Annotated in this window: 20 protein-coding genes and 1 tRNA gene; 13 read left to right on the top strand and 8 right to left on the bottom strand. The window is 44.7% G+C overall.

The features are described 5' to 3' along the window. Positions 1-40 precede the first annotated feature (40 nt). From upp to HQ865_RS18015, 3 genes are read left to right on the top strand one after another with little or no spacing between them, the layout of a single operon-like run. Complete coding sequence (gene upp / locus HQ865_RS18025; RefSeq protein ID WP_173416239.1) at positions 41-685, top strand: uracil phosphoribosyltransferase; 645 nt, start codon at positions 41-43, stop codon at positions 683-685. A 27-nt stretch (positions 686-712) separates the two neighbouring features. After that, on the top strand, positions 713-1162 hold the full coding sequence (locus HQ865_RS18020) for a YybH family protein (RefSeq protein ID WP_173416238.1): 450 nt from the start codon (positions 713-715) through the stop codon (positions 1160-1162). A 15-nt stretch (positions 1163-1177) separates the two neighbouring features. After that, positions 1178-1579 carry a hypothetical protein gene (locus HQ865_RS18015; RefSeq protein WP_173416237.1) on the top strand — a complete coding sequence of 134 codons (402 nt, stop codon included), beginning with the start codon at positions 1178-1180 and terminating at the stop codon, positions 1577-1579. A gap of 127 nt (positions 1580-1706) precedes the next feature. Here HQ865_RS18015 and HQ865_RS18010 read toward each other — a convergent pair whose 3' ends face one another. Further along, positions 1707-1988, bottom strand: coding sequence for a Txe/YoeB family addiction module toxin (locus HQ865_RS18010; RefSeq protein ID WP_173416236.1), 282 nt, complete (start codon positions 1986-1988; stop codon positions 1707-1709). Next, a complete protein-coding gene (locus HQ865_RS18005) occupies positions 1970-2179 on the bottom strand; it encodes a DUF2683 family protein (protein WP_173416235.1) in 210 nt (69 codons plus the stop codon). Before HQ865_RS18005 ends, HQ865_RS18010 begins: the two co-directional genes overlap by 19 nt. 52 nt (positions 2180-2231) lie before the next feature. On the opposite strand from HQ865_RS18005, the gene HQ865_RS18000 reads away from it, so the two are divergent. Beyond that, complete coding sequence (locus HQ865_RS18000; RefSeq protein WP_173416234.1) at positions 2232-2927, top strand: ComF family protein; 696 nt, start codon at positions 2232-2234, stop codon at positions 2925-2927. A 60-nt stretch (positions 2928-2987) separates the two neighbouring features. Next, entirely contained in the window at positions 2988-3284 is a 297-nt protein-coding gene (gene trxA / locus HQ865_RS17995) for a thioredoxin (RefSeq protein WP_173416233.1), read from the top strand. 146 nt (positions 3285-3430) lie between these two features. Here trxA and HQ865_RS17990 read toward each other — a convergent pair whose 3' ends face one another. The 6 genes from HQ865_RS17990 to HQ865_RS17965 form a co-directional block, all read right to left on the bottom strand. After that, complete coding sequence (locus HQ865_RS17990) at positions 3431-3832, bottom strand: hypothetical protein (RefSeq protein ID WP_173416232.1); 402 nt, start codon at positions 3830-3832, stop codon at positions 3431-3433. 1 nt (position 3833) lies between these two features. Further along, positions 3834-4178 carry an addiction module toxin RelE gene (locus HQ865_RS17985; RefSeq protein WP_173416231.1) on the bottom strand — a complete coding sequence of 115 codons (345 nt, stop codon included), beginning with the start codon at positions 4176-4178 and terminating at the stop codon, positions 3834-3836. Beyond that, positions 4171-4386 (bottom strand): hypothetical protein, encoded by a 216-nt coding sequence (locus HQ865_RS17980; protein ID WP_173416230.1) that lies wholly within the window; start codon positions 4384-4386, stop codon positions 4171-4173. The genes HQ865_RS17985 and HQ865_RS17980 overlap by 8 nt, the downstream gene beginning before the upstream one ends. Before the next feature lie 19 nt (positions 4387-4405). Next, positions 4406-4618: a cysteine-rich CWC family protein gene (locus tag HQ865_RS17975; RefSeq protein ID WP_173416229.1), complete on the bottom strand. Its 213-nt coding sequence runs from the start codon at positions 4616-4618 to the stop codon at positions 4406-4408. 305 nt (positions 4619-4923) lie between these two features. Continuing rightward, positions 4924-7344 (bottom strand): ABC transporter permease, encoded by a 2421-nt coding sequence (locus tag HQ865_RS17970; protein ID WP_173416228.1) that lies wholly within the window; start codon positions 7342-7344, stop codon positions 4924-4926. A gap of 485 nt (positions 7345-7829) precedes the next feature. After that, positions 7830-10961 (bottom strand): glycosyltransferase family 117 protein, encoded by a 3132-nt coding sequence (locus HQ865_RS17965; protein ID WP_173416227.1) that lies wholly within the window; start codon positions 10959-10961, stop codon positions 7830-7832. A 659-nt stretch (positions 10962-11620) separates the two neighbouring features. Between HQ865_RS17965 and HQ865_RS17960 the strand changes: the two genes are divergently transcribed. From HQ865_RS17960 to HQ865_RS17925, 8 genes are all read left to right on the top strand, one after another. Continuing rightward, positions 11621-11691 (top strand) — tRNA-Gln (locus HQ865_RS17960). A 138-nt stretch (positions 11692-11829) separates the two neighbouring features. After that, entirely contained in the window at positions 11830-12780 is a 951-nt protein-coding gene (locus HQ865_RS17955) for a ribose-phosphate pyrophosphokinase (protein WP_173416226.1), read from the top strand. 135 nt (positions 12781-12915) lie between these two features. Beyond that, positions 12916-13500, top strand: coding sequence for a 50S ribosomal protein L25/general stress protein Ctc (locus tag HQ865_RS17950; RefSeq protein ID WP_173416225.1), 585 nt, complete (start codon positions 12916-12918; stop codon positions 13498-13500). A gap of 178 nt (positions 13501-13678) precedes the next feature. Beyond that, positions 13679-14788, top strand: a complete 1110-nt coding sequence (locus HQ865_RS17945; RefSeq protein WP_173416224.1) for an AAA family ATPase — start codon at positions 13679-13681, stop codon at positions 14786-14788. Further along, complete coding sequence (locus HQ865_RS17940) at positions 14785-15432, top strand: DUF4276 family protein (RefSeq protein WP_173416223.1); 648 nt, start codon at positions 14785-14787, stop codon at positions 15430-15432. Before HQ865_RS17945 ends, HQ865_RS17940 begins: the two co-directional genes overlap by 4 nt. Positions 15433-15546: 114 nt before the next feature. Continuing rightward, positions 15547-16110 carry an aminoacyl-tRNA hydrolase gene (pth, locus tag HQ865_RS17935; RefSeq protein WP_173416222.1) on the top strand — a complete coding sequence of 188 codons (564 nt, stop codon included), beginning with the start codon at positions 15547-15549 and terminating at the stop codon, positions 16108-16110. Between the two features lie 51 nt (positions 16111-16161). Beyond that, the gene (locus tag HQ865_RS17930; RefSeq protein ID WP_173416221.1) at positions 16162-18558 is read left to right on the top strand and encodes an outer membrane beta-barrel family protein; all 2397 of its coding nucleotides are present in this window, start codon (positions 16162-16164) and stop codon (positions 18556-18558) included. 12 nt (positions 18559-18570) lie between these two features. Further along, on the top strand, positions 18571-18915 hold the full coding sequence (locus HQ865_RS17925) for a Spx/MgsR family RNA polymerase-binding regulatory protein (protein WP_173416220.1): 345 nt from the start codon (positions 18571-18573) through the stop codon (positions 18913-18915). Positions 18916-18919 lie beyond the last annotated feature (4 nt).

The raw sequence follows: 18919 nt of genomic DNA, 5'->3' as shown, positions 1-18919 counted from the left end.
AAACTAATCACTAATTAACTACTCACTGATCACCGACCCAATGCTTTTCATCCTGAACAAAACCAACTCCATCGCCAACAAATACCTGGCCGAATTGCGCGATGAAGACACCCAACAAGACCGCCTTCGCTTTAAGCGCAACCAGGAGCGCCTGGGCGAGATACTGGCTTACGAGATCAGCAAGAAACTACCCTATACCGAGGTTGAAGTGCAAACCCCACTTGGTCTGGCCAATGTTAACCTGCCTACCGAACATCCGGTTATCGGCACTATCCTGCGGGCAGGCCTGCCTTTTCAGCAGGGTTTTATGAACTTTTTCGATCAGTCTCCCGCCGCGTTTATCACTGCCTACCGCAAAGTAAAGCGTAGCGGCGATTTTGTGATCAAGATAGACCATATCAGTACGCCCAATCTGGATGATACCACATTTATACTTTGCGATACCATGCTGGCCACCGGCCAAAGTATTGTTGAAGTTTGCAAGGAATTGCTGGCCACCTACGAAATTAAAACCCTGCACATAGCCGCCGTAATTGCAAGTACCGAGGGGATTGAGCATGTGCGCGCTCACCTGCCGAAAGCCAATATTTGGGTATGTGCGGTTGATGAGGAAATGACCACCAAGGCCTATATTGTCCCTGGTTTGGGCGATGCGGGCGATCTGGCTTTTGGGGAGAAGGTATAGATTACGAATGCACTTAAAACAGATGCGATGAAAAAAACTATATTGTTTGGCCTGCTGATAATAAGCTTTAATAGCTTCGCGCAGAAAGGGGTCAATAAAACCGACCGTCAACTCATTGCAGACCTTCGGAGCAACTGGACTTCGTCATTGCAAAACAAGCAATTGCAAAAAACGATGGACCTTTACACGGACGATGCCATCTTTTATTCGCCGGGACAAAAGGCTGTAGCCGGTAAAAAGGCGATACAAGCCTTATATCAGCAGGTAATGCGCCAGTTTACCAGTAAGTGCAATTTGCAAAGTACCGGGCTTGATGTTTGCGGACCGATAGCCTGGGATGGCGGCAGCTATAACGAAACCTTAATTGATGCCCATACCCATAAAACCAATAGGGCAAAAGGTAATTACCTGATGACCTTGAAAAAACAAGGTAAGGAATGGAAGATCAGCCGGATAATGTGGACAGAGTGGAAGTAGATAACATATTTCTGAATGGAAGCAATTGATATTGAGAAAAAACAGTGGTGGCGAAAACGCAGGTTTCACTATAATAAAGGACTTGTAATTGCTGGTATTACAGCGTTTATGTTATACGCCATTTTAGGTTCCCTGCTTATCGCACCGTATGATTTTGATTTCGAGATCACGCTGTTCACCATAGTATTTCAGGGTATAGGCTATTTGTTTATGATGGGTGTGGCTAACCTGTTCTACAATTTGGGATACGCTATTGATAAGCAGTATAACACAACTAATTCGGAGGGGTTTCGCATCAGTCTATACAAAAAAGGTTATTGGTTTTCTTTTTGGTTACCTTTTTTAATACCAGTAATGGTGGTTATCGTTTACTTTGTTCAATACGCCGGGAAACCAGTCCCGGTAATATTACCTTAACCGCCTTATGAACCTGCGCGCATACCTAACCGACTTTATCGCCCTCATCTTTTTTGATCTTTTGCGATGTATGTGAGGGCGTTTGGATATGAATGGGTATTTGAGGTTGGAGAAAAAACAGGAGTTATTATTTATCACCGTAATGGCCAATGGCTGAAACAATGTTAACGGTTATTATTTCATCGTCTATTCGATAAACCAATCTGTCTTTTTTATTTATCCTTCTTGACCAATATCCAGCGTAATCGAACTTTAATCTTTCCGGCTTTCCTGTACCGGTTTCGGGATGTATATGTAATTCTGAGATGATAATATCAACTTTTTTCATTGAAGCGGTATCGCCTGATCTTTTTATATAGGAGATGTCTTTGACAGCATCCTTCGATAAGACTACTCGATATTTTCCCATATCGATTTATTGGGATCAAGTACAATGAACTGGCCTTCCTTAATTTGCCTTTCACTTTCCTTTATCTTCGCAACAAACTCATCACTGTAAGGACTTTTATTTGTTTCAAATTTAACTTTCATTGCTTTAGCAAATGCCTTTAGCGCCGTTAGCTGCTCTTTATTTTCAGGATGCATGATTAGTGTTTCCATATTCAAATATAACAATTATCAGGGTATAAATATTATCTTTACCTTAAATCCCATGAACCTGCGCGCCTACCTAACCGACTTTATCTCCCTCATATTTCCCGATCTTTGCCATGCTTGCGGAGAAAGTTTAATAGGGGGTGAAGAGCTTATCTGCACGCGGTGTATTTATGATCTGCCTTATACTAATTTCCATCAGCAAGCTGATAATATCGTAGCCCGGCAGTTTTGGGGTAAGGTAAAACTTGATGCCGCTTATGCACTGTTATATTTTAATAAAGGCGGCAAAACGCAGCAACTCATTCACAGCCTCAAGTATAAAAACACGCCGCTTATGGGCAACAAGCTGGGCAATATGGCCGGGGCACAATTACGGCAAACAGATCACTTAAAAATTTTTGATGCCGTTATACCTGTGCCGCTGCATAAAAGTAAATTACGCAAACGTGGTTATAACCAAAGCGCCGGTTTTGCCGAGGGCATAGCCCAGGCGCTGCAAACCAAAGTAGTGATCAATAATCTTATCCGCACCGTAGCTACCGCCACCCAAACCAAAAAATCGCGGTTTGACCGGGCGGCGAATATGCAGGATGTGTTTGCTGTTGCTGATCCCGATAGCTTAATAGATAAACGCGTATTGCTGGTTGACGATGTGGTTACCACCGGCGCTACGCTTGAAGCCTGCGCTGCTGTACTACTCACCGTGCCCGGATTAAAATTAAGCATAGCTACTATTGCATATGCAGAGTGATAAGCTTGTTGATGCAAACCATTATCTATCCCCAATTGTTAACTACATAAAAGAAACGTTATGGCAACTTTTGCTGACCTGATAAAATCCGACAAACCCATCCTGATCGACTTCTCGGCCGAGTGGTGCGGCCCCTGTAAAATGATGGCCCCGATATTGAAGCAACTGAAAGATATGACCGGCGACGACCTGAAGATCATTAAAATAGATGTAGATAAAAATCCCGCCGCCGCCAGTGCTTATAATGTGCAGGGCGTACCAACGCTTATCCTGTTTAAAGATGGTCAGTTAAAATGGCGCCAAAGTGGCGTGGTACAGGCAGCTGCTTTGAAGCAGGTGGTAGAGCAGTATAAGTAAAGTCGGGAAGTCCTTTCCATTGTCATTTCGAAGAAGCAGAGACTGGGATTAGCGGGATGGCGCGACTGAGAAATCTTCTACACTAACAACGGCTGCTCGTATAAGATTTCTCCCGTTGGTCGAAATGACAAACCGTTTTAAATTAATCAATACACCAAAGCCAGCGGCCCATCCTTCACTACCAGTGTAGACCAGCCCGGTTTTGAACCCGATACCACCTGCGCGATGAATTTATCGCGTATCCAGATGGCCGCTTCTATTAAACTATCGTTCGGCGATTCGGTCCACTCGCAGCGTATTTCACTTTCTTTTTTGACGGGGGCGATGTTGGCATGGGGAGCAAGGTATTCAGCGGGGTTAAGATAAGGCGTTTGCTGATTCACCCAATTGCTGTCGCCCGGTGCTGCATCCTGGTTATATAACCAAACGTCTCCTATCACATCGCCATATTCCAACAGGTAGGCATAAGCTACACGGCCATCGTCTTCTATTAAAACAGAATAATTCTCGTCAAATTCGCAGGTAATTTGCTGTAAAAATTGGGACATATCAGTTTTTTAACAACCCTTCTGCACGTAGGATTTTCTTTATATCATCTTTGTCAATAGACGATTCTTCAGATTTATCAAATATGGTAATCAAATAAATATTGGTTGTGTCGCTCGTTTGTTCAATAAGATAAGTAACAACTCTAAATCCTCCGCTTTTACCCTTGCCTTTAGATTCATCGGCAAGGCGTATTTTGTAGATATTAAAACCATAACTATCCCCAATTTTGGGATCAAGTAATAGCTCCTTTTCGAGTTGCTTTAAACTGGTTTGTAGTGTATGATATTTTTTTAGAAGACGCTTGGCTTTTTTTAAAAAGTAAGCTGTTAAACGAATATTATTCATCGAAAAGATCGGACATGGTATAGAATTTCGATTTCCCCTCTTCGATTTCCTTGACTTCTTTTAAGCCTGTCCGGATTTCTTCTAAAAGCTTGTTTTTTTTCGAAGCTTTAGCTGTTGAAATAGATATGACCTCGCCGCCGAGCTCTTTTACCAGAGCTGATAGTTTCTCCTGCGCCTTTTCCGGAACCTTGATTGTTATTGTGGTCATATTCAAAGATAATTAATATTTAACCTTTCGTCAACCCATTTTCTACCCGGTATTCCTGTTGCAATTCCAGCAGGCAGTTTGCGCACAGGCAGCCATCAAACAGTTCGCTTACGTATTGCACCTCGTTCAGCGTAAGCTGTACGGTGTTGCACTGGCATTTAGTGTAGGCATTGGCTTTACACTCAAATGTGGCCCGGCAGCGGTCGCAATATACTATTTCGTGTTTGGTCATTTGTGCAAAGGTGGTAAATGGCGGGGAGATTTATGGTTAGGGGATTGTCAATTGTTTATACACAGCCGGACTTGTTTGTCGGCCCTCTCTTTGCTGTATGGAAAGATGGCGGGAGTAGTATCGAATAACCATTCCATCTTTCCGCGCAACGGAGAGAGGGGGTCGGGCGTAGCCACGACCGGGCGAGTCTTAACCTTGGTTAGTTTCCACGGCCTCATCGCTACGCACATTGCAATGGCGAAATAAGGAGCGATAGGGACTTACGAAATTTTAAAACTCCGTAAGTCTTTTTGTTTTCGGAGATATCACACCTTCAATTTCACGGCCGGGTTAAACCTCACCGCTCTTAAAGTTTGCAGGCAAACGGTAAGCGCCACAATAACTATCGAAACTGCTAACGCGATAACAAACGGCACATAAGAAACCGGTATGCGGTAGGCAAAGGTTTGCAGCCATTTGCCGGCAATAACAAACGCCAGGGGCCAGGCAATGGCATTGGCCATTAAAACAATATAAAAGAAAGGCTTGCTTAAGATTACCAGTAACTGCCGTGCCTGCGCGCCGAAAACCTTGCGGATGGCAATTTCCTTTGTGCGCAACCTGATGGCCTGCGCTGCCGAAGCGAAGATGCCCAGCGATGAGATAAATATAGCCAATGCCGAAAAGCAGGCCAGTACCGATTGCAGTTGCTCCTGCTTTTTAAAGAGCAGGCCGTAGGTCTCGTCAAGAAAGTGATAGTTGAAGTTATCGCCGTCCAACTTGTTGATATCCTTCCATTGGTGATTTAGCGTGGTCAGCAGAGTGGGGATAGCCTTGGCTTCGGCGCTGATCATGATCTGGGTAGCGTTTATGCCGCACACATTTTTAGTTAAATAGATGGTTGGCTTAACTTTCTCTTCAAAGCCGTTGGCTTTTACATCGTTAACTACGCCAATTATTTTATAAGCGCCTCCACAGCCTTTTATCGTCGCTCCAATGGGGTTTGCCAGGGCCATGGCCTTAGCGGCAGTTTGATTGATGACGGCGCTCGCCGGATCGGCCGCGGCGACTGAAAATACTTTCCCATCTTTTAGCCCGATGTTCAGCGTTTCAAAATAGCCGTAGCCAATGCCAATGGTTTGCATGGCATAAGATTTGCCCTCAACAGCATATTCCTGCGTGGCGGGTATAAGGCCGCCCGGCACATTACTGGCAACGGAAACGTCGCGCACTCCCGGAATAGTTTTTATCCGGTCGCTTACAAGTGCAAACTTTTGCGGATCATTATAGATGCCCATATTATCGATATAAACCACCTGCCTGGCCGTAAAGCCCGGATCTTCCGAGTGCATAAAATCAACCTGCCGGCCGATAACGATCAGCGTAATTACAAAGGCAATGGCAAAGGTAAACTGCAATACGGTGATGCCGCCCCGTATCCAGGCGAAGGTATCACCTTTAGTAAACTGACTGCCGCGCAATACCTCGGCCGGTTTAAAGCCGGCCATCACTATCGATGGGTAAACACCCGCCAGCAAGGTGAGTACGATAAGTGTGCCGGCCAGTTGCGCTATTATTTTAAAATTGATGCCCGATAGCAGCAGATCAACCCCCAATAGCCTGTTAAAATAGGGCAGGCCGATGTAAACCACAACTAAAGCAAACACTAAGGCAAACAGGCATTGCATAAAAATTTCGGCCAGAAACTGCAGGATGATCTGCCGTTTGGTAATGCCGTTCACCTTTTTTACGCCCACCTCCTTAGCACGCCTGTGAGCTTGCGAAATGTAGAGGTTGGTGAAGTTAACCCCGGTGATCACTAATATAATAATGGCCAGTATGGCCAAACCTTTTACCACCTGGTCGTTCACCTTTGAACCGTAATGGGGCTTCAGGTGCAGGTTTTTTAACGGATCTAAATAAATTACCGGCCCGGCCGATGAACTTAAAGCTTCCTTAGCTACCAGGCTGCTATCGGCCATGGCGGCATCTTTGTAAATTTTATCTATTTTTTTCGATAGCCGGGCGATATCTGCACCGGGTTTTACCAGCAGGTAGGTTTTATAAATTCGGTTGGCATAGCTCTGATCTTTGCCCTCGGTAATATCCTTACTAAAGCCAATGCAATCAAAACTTAAATTGGTATTCCCGGGAAGATCGCCGGCCACACCGGCAATAGGCATCGGCGCGCCATTTGCCGACATCATATTCACCGTTTTGTTCTGTACAGAACTATCGCGCGGAAAAAGTACCCGCGCCATGTTTTTAGATAGTAAAATTGTTGGTGTAGCGCTGTTGGCGTTCAGTTCAAAGCCCTTAGGTTTAATGCCTAATATTTTAGCGATGGCGTAATCGGCACCCAGCCATTGCTTCACCAAAAACCTGCCCGATGGCGTGTAAAACGGTAATTGAAACAAGGCGGTATTGGTACGCCCGGTCTCCTCCACTTCGGGGCATTGGCTTTTAATGGACGCGGCCAGTTTGCCCGGGGTATAGGGCGATGACCCGTTGGGCATCTCCCGCTCCACCAGGTAAATGCGGTTGCTGTTTTTGTTCCAGGCATCGTAACCGGTTTCGTTATCGATATATAAGGTAACAAAGATAAAGCCGGCCAAACCCAGGGCCAGCCCGGTGATATTTAAAAAGTTATACCACTTGCCTTTCAGAAAAGTACGCAGGGCTATCTTAAAGTTGATGTTGTTCATGCCGATGTTTAATTGCGATGTTATTCCGCAAACAATATACATATTTCAAATTAATTAACTAATTTATTAGTTAATTGGGCGCTGAGTTTAGATTATGCTGCAATCAGGCTTACGAAGTTTAACTCGTTGCATTATTATTTTTAAGGTCTTATTGAGGGCTTCGCCGTTTTAAAACTTCGTAAATCTCTTTCGTTTTATAAAGATTCAGCGTAATCAAAAAATCATTCTCGATCAGCGGTTCAGACGAACCTCATCAGCGGTCATTCATCCATACAAAATGCCCGTTCACCGATACTTGCTTCAGCCCCGCGCGTATAGTTTGCATCTTTATATCACTATATCACAAAGCCCATATTGGTTTTAGTTTTGATGATGTGATGTAGGGACTGTTTTTTCATAAGTGTTTCTGATAACAGGTGCTTGCGGTTACAGGCACCTGTTTTTTTATGTCCTCAAATTTACGGGCACAAAAAAACCAGCCTGTATAACAGGCCGGTTTTTTTGATTAAGCAGGGTTGTGCAGTTTTTTACTTCGCAGCGCCGCCAAGCCTGCCAACATACCCTTTGTATTGGCCTTCTATCTTTTTATGTAATGCATCCTGGTGGAAATCTTTGGTAAGCGTTTCCAAACCATTCAGTAACGACATACTGGCCTGCATATCGCGGCTGCCCACGTCGCCGGTAGTGTTAATGTTATAGTCGATCAGGTTGGTTATATAATCGTCTATCTCATTGGTCCACTTATTGCCCAGTTGCGTCATTCCCAGTTTATAGGCATATTCCACCATATAGTATTTGCGCAGCAGCACATCAATATAAGGTACCAGGTTTGGCTGCACATCATCGTAACGTTGTAAAACGTTGCGCACCAGTTCAGGCTTGCCTTCTTTCATCAGGTGATCGGCCAGCAACAGGAATTGTTTCAGGATGATAGGGTAGAACATCACGATCGACTCATGATCCAGGTATTTGGCATTCTTCATGTTGCCCCATTTAAACTTGGTCATCATGTTGTTATACATGATCATGGTATTAGCAGCCTCCAGTGGCTGGGTAGTAGCCGTATCGGTTTTTACAGGCAACAGGCGGTAAGCAAAACCCTCGTTAAACATATACTTGTCCATACCCAGCATATTTTCGGTGCCAACGGTAATGGTGAAGTAAACGGGGCGCTTCCAGTTGTTATGCGCCAATATATCCATCATGGCCAGGTTATCCTTGGTTACATAGTTTGATGGGTATTTCCATGTCATTTCAGGCATGATCTTATCCTTATCAGCAGCCGGAACTACGCCATCTTTCACCAGTTGATCTGCATTGATGGTCATCTTCAGATCTTTGGTTGGCATGTAGTTCATCTTCGGGCTGTTCTCAAACAGTTGTTCCTGCGCTGCGGCATCATCAGATGTGATAAAGTCGAAAACATCTTTCAATTCTGTAGCGCCTGCAATTTTACGGTCGCTTACATAAACCACATCGCGCACACCGGCTTCAAACTTTTCGTTCGGCATGCTGATAGGCAATGGTTCCGAATCGTTCATCTTCTGCTTCATCTGGCGGATGTACCAGTCGGTACCCAGTAAGCTTAGGTTAACGATGCGCACGTCGGGGCGGATGCCCTCAACTTCCTGCGCATACCACAGCGGGTAGGTATCATTGTCGCCATAGCTGAATAAAATGGCGTTTGGCGCGCACGATTCAAGGTAGTTGGTCGCCATATCGCGCGGCGTAGTTTTGGTCGAGCGGTCGTGGTCGTCCCATTCCTGGCTGGCCATTAGTACCGGCGCGGCTAACAAGCAGGCGGCGGTAGCGATCATGGCGCCCACTTTCGGGTTCATTTTTTTACCTAAAAACTCGCCGATGGCCAATACACCCAAACCTATCCAAATGGCAAAGGCGTAGAACGAGCCGGCGTAGGCATAATCACGCTCACGTGGCTGTAGTGGGTCCTGGTTAAGGTAAAGCACAATGGCCAAACCGGTAAAGAAGAACAGCAGGCCCACAATACCGGCATCCTTTTGCTTACGCATAAAATGATATACCGCGCCAATTAAACCAATAATAAGCGGCAGGGCATACATGCGGTTGTACGATTTACTTTTGGTAACCGAATATGGGTAAGCCTTGTTTGGCTTCAGCGGGTTGGTCCAGTTACCATCAATACCGTTGCTGTTATTCTGGCCATCCATTTCGTTGGTGCGGCCCACAAAATTCCACAGGAAGTAGCGGGTGTACATTTGGTTCACCTGCCAGCTGAGGAAGAAGCCCAGGTTGGTGGCAAAGTTAGGGCTATCCTGGGGGCCCATCTGCATCCAATCGCGATAAAACTGAACGGCGTCCTGTTTGTCGTTTTTGTGCATTCGCGGGAAGATGGTATTATGATCGTAAACGGTGTTTTGTTTATGACCGGCAATCTCGTATTGGGTTTTACCACGGCGGTAAATAGGCGCGCCATCGGTTTGGTCGGTAGCTTTGGCATCAAAGTACTGGCCATACAGTAAAGGTGTATCGCCGTACTGGTCGCGATTCAGGTAGCTGCTCAAAGTAAAGGCATCCTCAGGATCGCTGTTGTTTAGGTTGGTGCCGGCCTTAGCGCGGATCACCAGCATCACGAACGAACTGTAACCAAACAAAATGAACAGGATGCTGATCAACGCCATATTAAGGATATAGCGCTTGCGGCGCACCTTAACCACGTACTCTAAAACAGCTAAAATAACAGCGCCAACTATAAAGCCAACAATGCCGCCACCAATGGTGAACAACACCATCAGGATAACGGCTGCAGCTATAATGTATGATGAAACAGGTTTAACAGTATAGTAAATACCTAAAACAATGGCGGCAATTAGTAGCAGGAAGAACGTTACCGCGCCACTGCCGAAGCCCATCTTAAGCGTATTGACAAAGAACAGGTCGAAATAAGCAGCACCCTTGACGGTGTATTGTATCACGCCCCAAAGTACAATACCCAGGGCTACAATGCCCAGCATAAACGCGCCGATAGTACCTTTGCTGGTAGTTTGCTTAGTGCGACGGAAATAGATCAGCACCGCTATAGCCGGGATAACCAGCAAGTTCAATAAGTGCACACCGATGGATAAACCCATGATGTAGGCGATAAAGATCAGCCAGCGGTCGGCATGAGGCTCGTCGGCGTGCGCATCCCACTTAAGGATGGCCCAAAACACGATAGCGGTACACAGCGACGATTGCGCGTAAACCTCCGACTCGACAGCTGAGAACCAGAATGTATCAGACCAGGTATAAGCCAGTGCGCCAACCAAACCGGCACCCATTATCAGGATGATATTGGTAAGGTTAAGATCGCCCTCTTTTTTAATTAGTACCTTTTTGGCAAGCGCGGTGATGCTCCAAAACAGGAACAAAATGGTAGCACCGCTGGCCAGTGCCGAAGCGATGTTGGTCCAGTAAGCCACCTTGTGGTTATTGCCCATTGATAGCAGGGAGAATACCTTGCCGATCATGGTAAATAATGGCGCGCCGGGCTGGTGGGCCACCTGCAGGCGGAAGATACAGGCGATGAACTCGCCGCAATCCCAAAAACTGGCCGATGGTTCCAGCGTTAAAATGTAGGTAAGCGAGGCAATGATGAAAGCCAGCCAGCCGAAAATGTTATTGGTTCTGTTATAATTCATGTCAACGTGTTACAATAGGTGCTGATTTAGATTGGACGAAAGTAGTTAAAAACTTGATGCGGTGGTATAGTTTAACATATTTTAACCATGCAGGGTATAGGCTGCGCGGCCTACGCTATGCGGTTTATTATGACCGCAATATAATATGTGGCCGGTTTTGGCGTTGCCGGTGGCCGGGTTATACGCTCATACTGCACAAGCCCTAGCCACAAGCCCCCGTATGTGCGGGGCTTCTAACGCGGGAAGCTGTTGGGCTAAAGCCCCTGCTTGTAATTCACCACAACCGTTGGCTAAAGCCAACGGCAATGAACCCGCCGTAATTATATTTTAATCCGGGAATGAATTTCATTGCCGTCCCTTTTAAGGGACGGATACAGAGTGTAAAAGTGAGAGGGCTTTAGCCCAATAGCTTTCCGCGTTAGGGATAGGAATGGAAAGCCCACAGCAGCCGGTGGGTTGCGGGCCGGCCACGGCGAGGACTTGAAGTGGATAGCCCGGGCGCAGGCAACGCCCAAATAAAGGGTCTCCGGTACCTTGCAAAAAGCGATTTTCCCTATAAATCACCCCCTTATAATTTTTTTGAAATTTAGGTTTTGAGATTAAAATTATCGTCTTATATTTGCAGTCCGTTTCAAAAGGTACTTTTGTTACGGGGGAATTGCCTGATAGTATAATGGTAGTACGACGGTTTTTGGTACCGTTTGTCTTGGTTCGAATCCAGGTCGGGCAACAATAAGCTTCGGATTTCGGATGTTCAATTTCGGATTTATTTTGAAACTGGACATTTGAAATCCGAAGTCGTTTATTCAGGTTTTGAAACTGAAGATACTGCTAACAGATCCGAAACAGAAAATACCAGATATACAAAATGCCTTTACAGTTCAACACGGTAAAATTATTTGCAGGTTCAGGCTCAAAAGTGCTTGCGGGCAAAATAGCTGAAAAGTATGGACACAATTTAGGCGACGTTGTTCTTTCACGTTTTAGCGATGGCGAATTTCAGCCGCATTTTAACGAGTCGGTACGTGGTTGCGATGTGTTTTTGATACAATCAACCAACCCGCCGGCCGATCAGTTGCTGGAGTTACTGATGATGACCGATGCCGCACGCCGCGCATCAGCACATTATGTAACCGCCGTTATCCCTTACTTCGGTTTGGCCAGGCAGGACAGAAAGGATAAACCTCGTGTAGCCATTGGTTCTAAACTGGTTGCCAACCTGCTGGTTGCAGCAGGCGTTAACCGGGTGATGACCATGGACCTGCACGCCGCGCAGATCCAGGGCTTTTTTGATATCCCGGTAGATCACCTGGATGCCTCGGTAATATTTGTACCGTACATTAAAAGCCTGAAGCTGCCAAACCTGACCATCGCGTCGCCTGATATGGGTGGCTCGTACAGGGCGCGTACCTTTGCCAAATTCTTCAATGCCGAAGTGGTAATTTGCGATAAACGCCGTAAACGCGCCAATGAAATTGAATCGATGACGGTGATAGGTGACGTAACCGGGCAGGACATTGTACTGATAGACGATATTTGCGATACAGCCGGTACGTTGTCAAAAGCCGCCGCGCTGATCATGGAGAAGGGGGCTGCCAGCGTTCGCGCCGTTTGTACCCACGCGGTATTATCGGGCAAGGCTTACGAAACCATCCAAAACTCGGTACTGACCGAACTGATCGTAACCGACACCATCCCGCTGAAGGAACAGGAAGTGTGCGATAAAATAAAACAACTTTCAACAGCCAGCCTGTTTGCCAGCGCCATTATGAATGTTAATGAGCACGGGTCGATCAGCCAGTTGTTTAAGGTGGACTAAAACACCTCTCCTAAATCCTCTCCAAAGGAGAGGACTTGAAGAAAGGTAAAAAACGGAATAAAGATAATTTCCTTAAGCCCCTCTCCCTCGGAGAGGGGTTGGGGAGAGGTCACTAACATAAATAAATAACAAAAAATGAAATCAATTGCTATTAGCGGTTCTCCAAGAGAGAACGTAGGGAAAAGGGACGCTAAAGAGCTGCGCTACCAGGGTTTGATCCCGGCGGTTCTTTATGGTGGTGCTACACAGACCCACTTTTCAGTGTCTGCAGCTGATTTGAAGCCTGCGGTTTATACGCCGCACGTTCATTTCATCGATCTTGACATTGCCGGCACAAAATCGCAGGCTATCATTAAAGACATGCAGTTCCATCCGTTGACTGAGCAGATGCTGCACGTTGACTTTTTGTTACTGGACGAAGCAAAACCTGTAACTATCGAAATTCCTATCCGTTTAACCGGTACTTCGCCAGGTGTTAAAATGGGTGGTAAACTGGTACAGAAGCTGCGTAAACTGCGTGTTAAAGCTTTACCTAAAGACCACCTGGATACCATCGAAGTAAGCATCGAAGGCCTGGAAGTAGGTAAATCGGTACGTGTACGTGAGATCAGCGTTCCAAACCTGGTTATCACCAACACTCCGGAAGATACTATCCTTTCTATCACTACCTCGCGTGCATTACGCCAGGCTGAGCAGGAAGAGAAAAGCGGTAAGAAATAATTCTATTGGTGATTTCACCGATTTAATTAGAGATTACACAGATCTAAAAAGCGATGAGTTTAGGCTCATCGCTTTTTTTGTTGGATGTAACGTGATGTAACTGATAATTGTTAAGTTTGAAAATAACATCACCATTCATACAGAACACTTTTGTTATTACCCATAATAATACCACCAAATGAGTATTTACTCAATACACATAAGAAACTTTAAATCTATAAGGGATAGTGGCCCAATACGTATCAATCCGCTTAATATTTTGATCGGTTCCAATGGTGCCGGGAAAAGTAATTTTATAGGCTTTTTCAAGTTTTTAAATATGCTTTTCGAGCAGCAATTGCAAAATCATATTTCAAGGAAAGGCCGGGCAGATGGCTTTATGTATTTCGGGAGGCGGTCAAAATTCATTGGTGGAGAAATTATTTTTACCAATGAAGATAACAGAATAAGCAACCGCTATAGTTTTAAAATGGAGCCAGACCAATCAAACAGCTTATTTTTTAGCGAAGAATACAGCGATTACAATATGAAGACCAAAACTTCAAATGACGAGATCTCATGGAGTCTAAAGAAAATAAATTCTGGAGGCCCGTCTGAAAGTAGGTTACAGGATGATGGCTCTGTCCGTTCTCAATTTTTAAGAGATTTTTTTAAGTCATTCAAGGTCTTTCATTTTCATGATACAAGCGATTCTTCAAAATTAAAAGGCTTTTGTAATACAACGGATTATGAATATTTGATTGAAGATGGAAGTAATCTGCCTGCATTTTTATATAAAATGAAAGAGTTGGCTCCAAAGAATTTTAAGATCCTTGAATTTACGGTAAAGTCTATTGCACCATTTATAGATAGTTTGTATTTGCAGCCAGACCAGTTAAATCCAAATCAGATAGAATTAAGATGGAAAGAAAAAGGATATGATAACCTTTTTAATGCATATTCACTTTCGGATGGGACGTTAAGATTTATTTGTCTTTGCACATTATTACTACAGCCAGATCCACCTAATACGATTATAATAGATGAACCTGAATTAGGCCTGCATCCTGCTGCTATTATAAAATTAGGTGCGATGATACAAAGTGCATCGGTGCACTCTCAGATAATTGTTTCTACCCAGTCTATTAACTTGTTAGACAATTTTAAGCCTGAAGATATAATTGTTGTTGATAGAGAGAATGATCAAACGATTTTTAAACGTCTAAGTAAAAGCACCTTAGGTGAATGGCTTGATAATTACACATTGGGCGAATTATGGAAAAAAAATGTGTTAGGGGGTAGACCATGATAAGGGCTATCTATTTCATTGCTGAGGGAGCTACTGAAGTTGAGTTTATTGAGAATTGCTTACGTCGTTATTTTGCTGACAGAGGAATATATGATATACGGGGTTTTGATATGGGTGGGTCTAATAGTTACGATAGATATAAATATGATGTTATAACATTCTTAAATAAAGAACACGATATAATTGTGACAAGCCTGATCGACTATTATAGATTACCTAATAATTTTCCTGGCTATAGTGAATCTCATCGACTTAATGGGAATGAGCAAAAAGTAGCATTTATTGAGGAGCAAATAAGCGAAAACATTAACAATAGTAGGTTTGTACCGTACATTCAGTTACATGAGTTTGAGGCGTTGTTATTTACCGATATAAAAGGGTTTAGTGATATACCAGGCTGTGACAAAAAAATAGTAGCAGAATTAAAATCAATAATAGATCAATATCCAAACCCAGAATTAATAAATGATGGTGCCAATACAGCGCCGTCGAAAAGATTAAAAATTATAGAAGGGTATAAAAAACCACTATATGGAGCGTACATAGCATTAGATAATGGATTAGAATCCATCATAAATAAATGTCCACGATTCAAAGCGTGGTTGGACAAGCTTGAAGCAAAAGTAGCTTCTCAAGGATATTGAAATATTAATCCACTTATTGTTATTGAGGGCACATAAAAGCGATGAGTTCACCCTCATCGCTTTTTTTGTATAATTGCAAAAAATAAAAATTCCCCCTTTAGGGGGTTAGGGGGTATGAAATACTTAATAGTAGGTTTAGGAAACATCGGCCAGGAATATGCCGATACGCGCCACAACGCGGGCTTTATGGTGCTGGATCAGTTGGCTAAGGAGGAAAGCCTGCATTTTTACAATATGCGCCTGGCCTATTATACCGAGCTTAAGTATAAGGGCCGCATGCTGCACCTGATAAAACCTACCACCTACATGAACCTGAGCGGCAAGGCCGTTAATCATTGGATGAAAGAGCTGAAGATCCCTATCGAAAATGTGCTGGTGATAGTAGATGAGATAGCGCTGCCATTTGGCAAGCTACGCCTGAAGCCCAAGGGCAGCGCAGCCGGCCATAACGGATTGAAGAATATAGAACTGGCATTAGGCACCGATCAGTACGCCCGGCTGCGTTTTGGTGTTGGCGATAATTACCCCAAGGGCCGCCAGGTTGATTACGTTTTGAGCGGTTTTGACGACGACGAATTACCCGAGATCCCGGGTATGATCGATAAGTCTATAGAGATCATTAAAAGCTTCGCTACCATCGGCACCGAACTGACGATGACCAAATTCAACAATAAATAATTATCAGTTTTCCTGTAACGAATTGCCGTTAAGCGCGTCTTGTAGGTATAAATGAAGAAACTTTTACTTATCCTGCTGTGCAGCTTTGCGCTGCGGGTTAGCGCGCAGGTACCTGCCAAAACTATTGTAATAGCGGGAATGGTGGCCGATTCTGTTACTAATAAGCCCATAGGCTTTGCCACCATTGCCCTTATAGATGCCACCACCAAAAAGCCGGTAAAAAGCACCCTTACCAAAGACGACGGTACGTTTAAAATAAACGGCCTTGCCCCCAAACCCTATACCATTTCCTTTATCTGCGTTGGTTATCAAACCAAACAACAAGCAGTTACCGGTACTGATGATTTTATGGCTAATACACGCCTGGCGCCATCTAACAGTCAGCTGAAGGAAGTTGCCGTAACTGCCGTAAAACCGCTGATGAAGCAGGAGGTAGACCGCCTGAGCTATGATGTGCAGGCCGACCCAGAAAGTAAGGCCATTACCGCGCTGGATATGATGCGCAAAGTGCCGCTGCTATCGGTCGACGCGTCGGACGAGATCAAGTTACGCGGCAGCGGGAGTTATAAGATACTGCTGAATGGTAAGGAATCGGCTTTGATGGCCCGTAGCCCATCGGATATATTAAAGGCCATGCCGGCCAGCAACATTGTGAAAATAGAGGTGATCACATCGCCACCGGCTAAATACGAGGCAGAGGGTTTGGCGGGTATCATCAACATCATTACCGTAAAAAATGGGGCGCAGGGGTATAATGGCTCTGTTAACAGTAATTACAACACGGTGAATGGCTATCGCTTCAATTTAAATACAACAGTTAAGCAGGGGAAATTTGGCTTAAACTTTTTTACCGGCTACCAAAAACGCCCCGAAATGGCTGCGCCGTTTGATAATACTACCTCGTTCACGCAATCTAAAACATCGCTGTACCAATTTGGCGATAGGGTGAATGGTAATCATAACTATTATACCAACGCCGAATTAAGCTACGAGATAGATACGCTGAACCTGATAGCCGGTACGGTTAACTACTTTGATAACGCGGGTATTCAGGGGGCCGATCAGTACACACGGTTGTTTAATGCCGCTAATGCGCCGGCCGCGTTTTATAGTGACATCAGCAATGGGAATGGCGGCGGCAAGGGGATAGACGCGGGTATTAATTATCAACTGGGTTTTAAGCATAACAAAAACCAGTTGCTAACAGCATCGTACAAATACAGTAATGCCGATAATAACCAGTTTAATGATGTGCTGACCACACAACCCGGTCAGGCTAACTATCGCCAGTATAATAGTTCGGGCGCTAAGGAGTATACTACCCAGCTGGATTATATCCATCCGTTAAAAGTGCTCACCTTTGAAGCTGGGGGTAAAATGATACTGCGCAATAACTTCAGTAATTTTAATAAGGATACGCTGAGCAATACCGGCTACCATACCGATCCAAAGCAAACCAATAATTTCACCTACCATCAAAACGTATACGCGCTGTATAACTCGTACACCCTGAAGTTTACCCAATGGGTGGTTAAAGGGGGCCTGCGTTTCGAGCGTACCAATATCGATGCCAATTTTGCCACATCGGCAGGCGGGGTGTTTAGCCAGTATTATATCAATGTGGTGCCGTCTATTTCGGCGCAGCGTGTTATAAACAACGTGAGCAGCGTTAACTTTGGTTTTACACAGCGGATCCAGCGGCCTAATATCAACCAGCTTAATCCTTTTACCAACCAGGCCAACCCGCTTTATATCAGCGTTGGCAACCCTAACTTAAGGCCGGCGGTAAATAATAACTTCGAGTTGAGTTACGGCTCGTCGCGCAAAGGATCGGTAAACCTGAGCGCCAGCTACTCTTTTGCTAATAATACTATCGAGAATGTGAGCAGCGTGAGTGGCAACGTCACCACCCAAAGCTTTGCCAATGTGGGTAAAAAGAAGCAGTTGGGGTTGGATGCTAATATTAATTATCCTTTTACCAACAGGCTAAACGTAAATGTAAACGCCGAGGTGTTGCACATTTGGCTGGAGGGTGCCTACAATGGGCAGCTTTACAAAAACAAAGGTTACCAGGGCCATATGTTCACCTACGTGGGCTATCGGTTTGATAAGGGCTATCGTGCAGGCCTTAATCTTGATTTCGATAGCCGCTACGTATTGCTGCAAGGGATTGATAACTACTGGTTGGGCGGTGGTGCCAACGTATCTAAGGACCTGTTTAAAGGTAAGGGCAATATCGGTATCATGATCCGGAACCCGTTCAAGCGGTTTATCCAGCTTGATTATTTAACCCGCACCAACGATTTTACCACCATGGCCAACAACTATATGTTGTTCCGCATGGCAGGTATTAACTTTAATTACCGCTTTGGCAAGCTGAACAGTGAGATCAAGAAAAATCAGCGGGGTATTAATAATGATGATACCAGCGGTGGCGGCAGAAATTAGTAGATTTGCCGCATGAAAGTTTACGGAATTACCAATTGCGATACAGTAAAAAAGGCGCTGGTATGGCTAAAGGCCAACAATGTACCCTACGAGTTTCACGACTTTAAAAAGCTGGGCGTAACGCCCGAAAAACTGGCCGAATGGGATACGAAAGCTGGTTACGAAACCGTGATGAACAAAAAGGGGCTTACCTATAAAAACCTTTCGCCCGAAGAAAAAGCCGGTATTACCGACAGCGCATCGGCACTGAAGGTTTTGCAGGAAAAAACCAGCATGATCAAGCGCCCGGTTATCGAGGATAAGGGCTTCCTGTTTTTTGGATTTGATGGGGAGGTTTACAAAAAGCATTTCCTATAAAATC

Source organism: Mucilaginibacter mali, from assembly GCF_013283875.1.
Lineage (GTDB): Bacteria > Bacteroidota > Bacteroidia > Sphingobacteriales > Sphingobacteriaceae > Mucilaginibacter > Mucilaginibacter mali.
This window is presented reverse-complemented; position numbering and strand designations above follow the sequence as displayed.

Excerpts from the sequence above, each read along its gene's own strand:
- upp (WP_173416239.1), top strand. The coding sequence starts at position 41 with ATGCTTTTCATCCTGAACAAAACCAACTCCATCGCCAACAAATACCTG.
- HQ865_RS18020 (WP_173416238.1), top strand. The coding sequence starts at position 713 with ATGAAAAAAACTATATTGTTTGGCCTGCTGATAATAAGCTTTAATAGC.
- HQ865_RS18015 (WP_173416237.1), top strand. The coding sequence starts at position 1,178 with ATGGAAGCAATTGATATTGAGAAAAAACAGTGGTGGCGAAAACGCAGG.
- HQ865_RS18010 (WP_173416236.1), bottom strand. The coding sequence starts at position 1,988 with ATGGGAAAATATCGAGTAGTCTTATCGAAGGATGCTGTCAAAGACATC.
- HQ865_RS18005 (WP_173416235.1), bottom strand. The coding sequence starts at position 2,179 with ATGGAAACACTAATCATGCATCCTGAAAATAAAGAGCAGCTAACGGCG.
- HQ865_RS18000 (WP_173416234.1), top strand. The coding sequence starts at position 2,232 with ATGAACCTGCGCGCCTACCTAACCGACTTTATCTCCCTCATATTTCCC.
- trxA (WP_173416233.1), top strand. The coding sequence starts at position 2,988 with ATGGCAACTTTTGCTGACCTGATAAAATCCGACAAACCCATCCTGATC.
- HQ865_RS17990 (WP_173416232.1), bottom strand. The coding sequence starts at position 3,832 with ATGTCCCAATTTTTACAGCAAATTACCTGCGAATTTGACGAGAATTAT.
- HQ865_RS17985 (WP_173416231.1), bottom strand. The coding sequence starts at position 4,178 with ATGAATAATATTCGTTTAACAGCTTACTTTTTAAAAAAAGCCAAGCGT.
- HQ865_RS17980 (WP_173416230.1), bottom strand. The coding sequence starts at position 4,386 with ATGACCACAATAACAATCAAGGTTCCGGAAAAGGCGCAGGAGAAACTA.
- HQ865_RS17975 (WP_173416229.1), bottom strand. The coding sequence starts at position 4,618 with ATGACCAAACACGAAATAGTATATTGCGACCGCTGCCGGGCCACATTT.
- HQ865_RS17970 (WP_173416228.1), bottom strand. The coding sequence starts at position 7,344 with ATGTATATTGTTTGCGGAATAACATCGCAATTAAACATCGGCATGAAC.
- HQ865_RS17965 (WP_173416227.1), bottom strand. The coding sequence starts at position 10,961 with ATGAATTATAACAGAACCAATAACATTTTCGGCTGGCTGGCTTTCATC.
- HQ865_RS17955 (WP_173416226.1), top strand. The coding sequence starts at position 11,830 with ATGCCTTTACAGTTCAACACGGTAAAATTATTTGCAGGTTCAGGCTCA.
- HQ865_RS17950 (WP_173416225.1), top strand. The coding sequence starts at position 12,916 with ATGAAATCAATTGCTATTAGCGGTTCTCCAAGAGAGAACGTAGGGAAA.
- HQ865_RS17945 (WP_173416224.1), top strand. The coding sequence starts at position 13,679 with ATGAGTATTTACTCAATACACATAAGAAACTTTAAATCTATAAGGGAT.
- HQ865_RS17940 (WP_173416223.1), top strand. The coding sequence starts at position 14,785 with ATGATAAGGGCTATCTATTTCATTGCTGAGGGAGCTACTGAAGTTGAG.
- pth (WP_173416222.1), top strand. The coding sequence starts at position 15,547 with ATGAAATACTTAATAGTAGGTTTAGGAAACATCGGCCAGGAATATGCC.
- HQ865_RS17930 (WP_173416221.1), top strand. The coding sequence starts at position 16,162 with ATGAAGAAACTTTTACTTATCCTGCTGTGCAGCTTTGCGCTGCGGGTT.
- HQ865_RS17925 (WP_173416220.1), top strand. The coding sequence starts at position 18,571 with ATGAAAGTTTACGGAATTACCAATTGCGATACAGTAAAAAAGGCGCTG.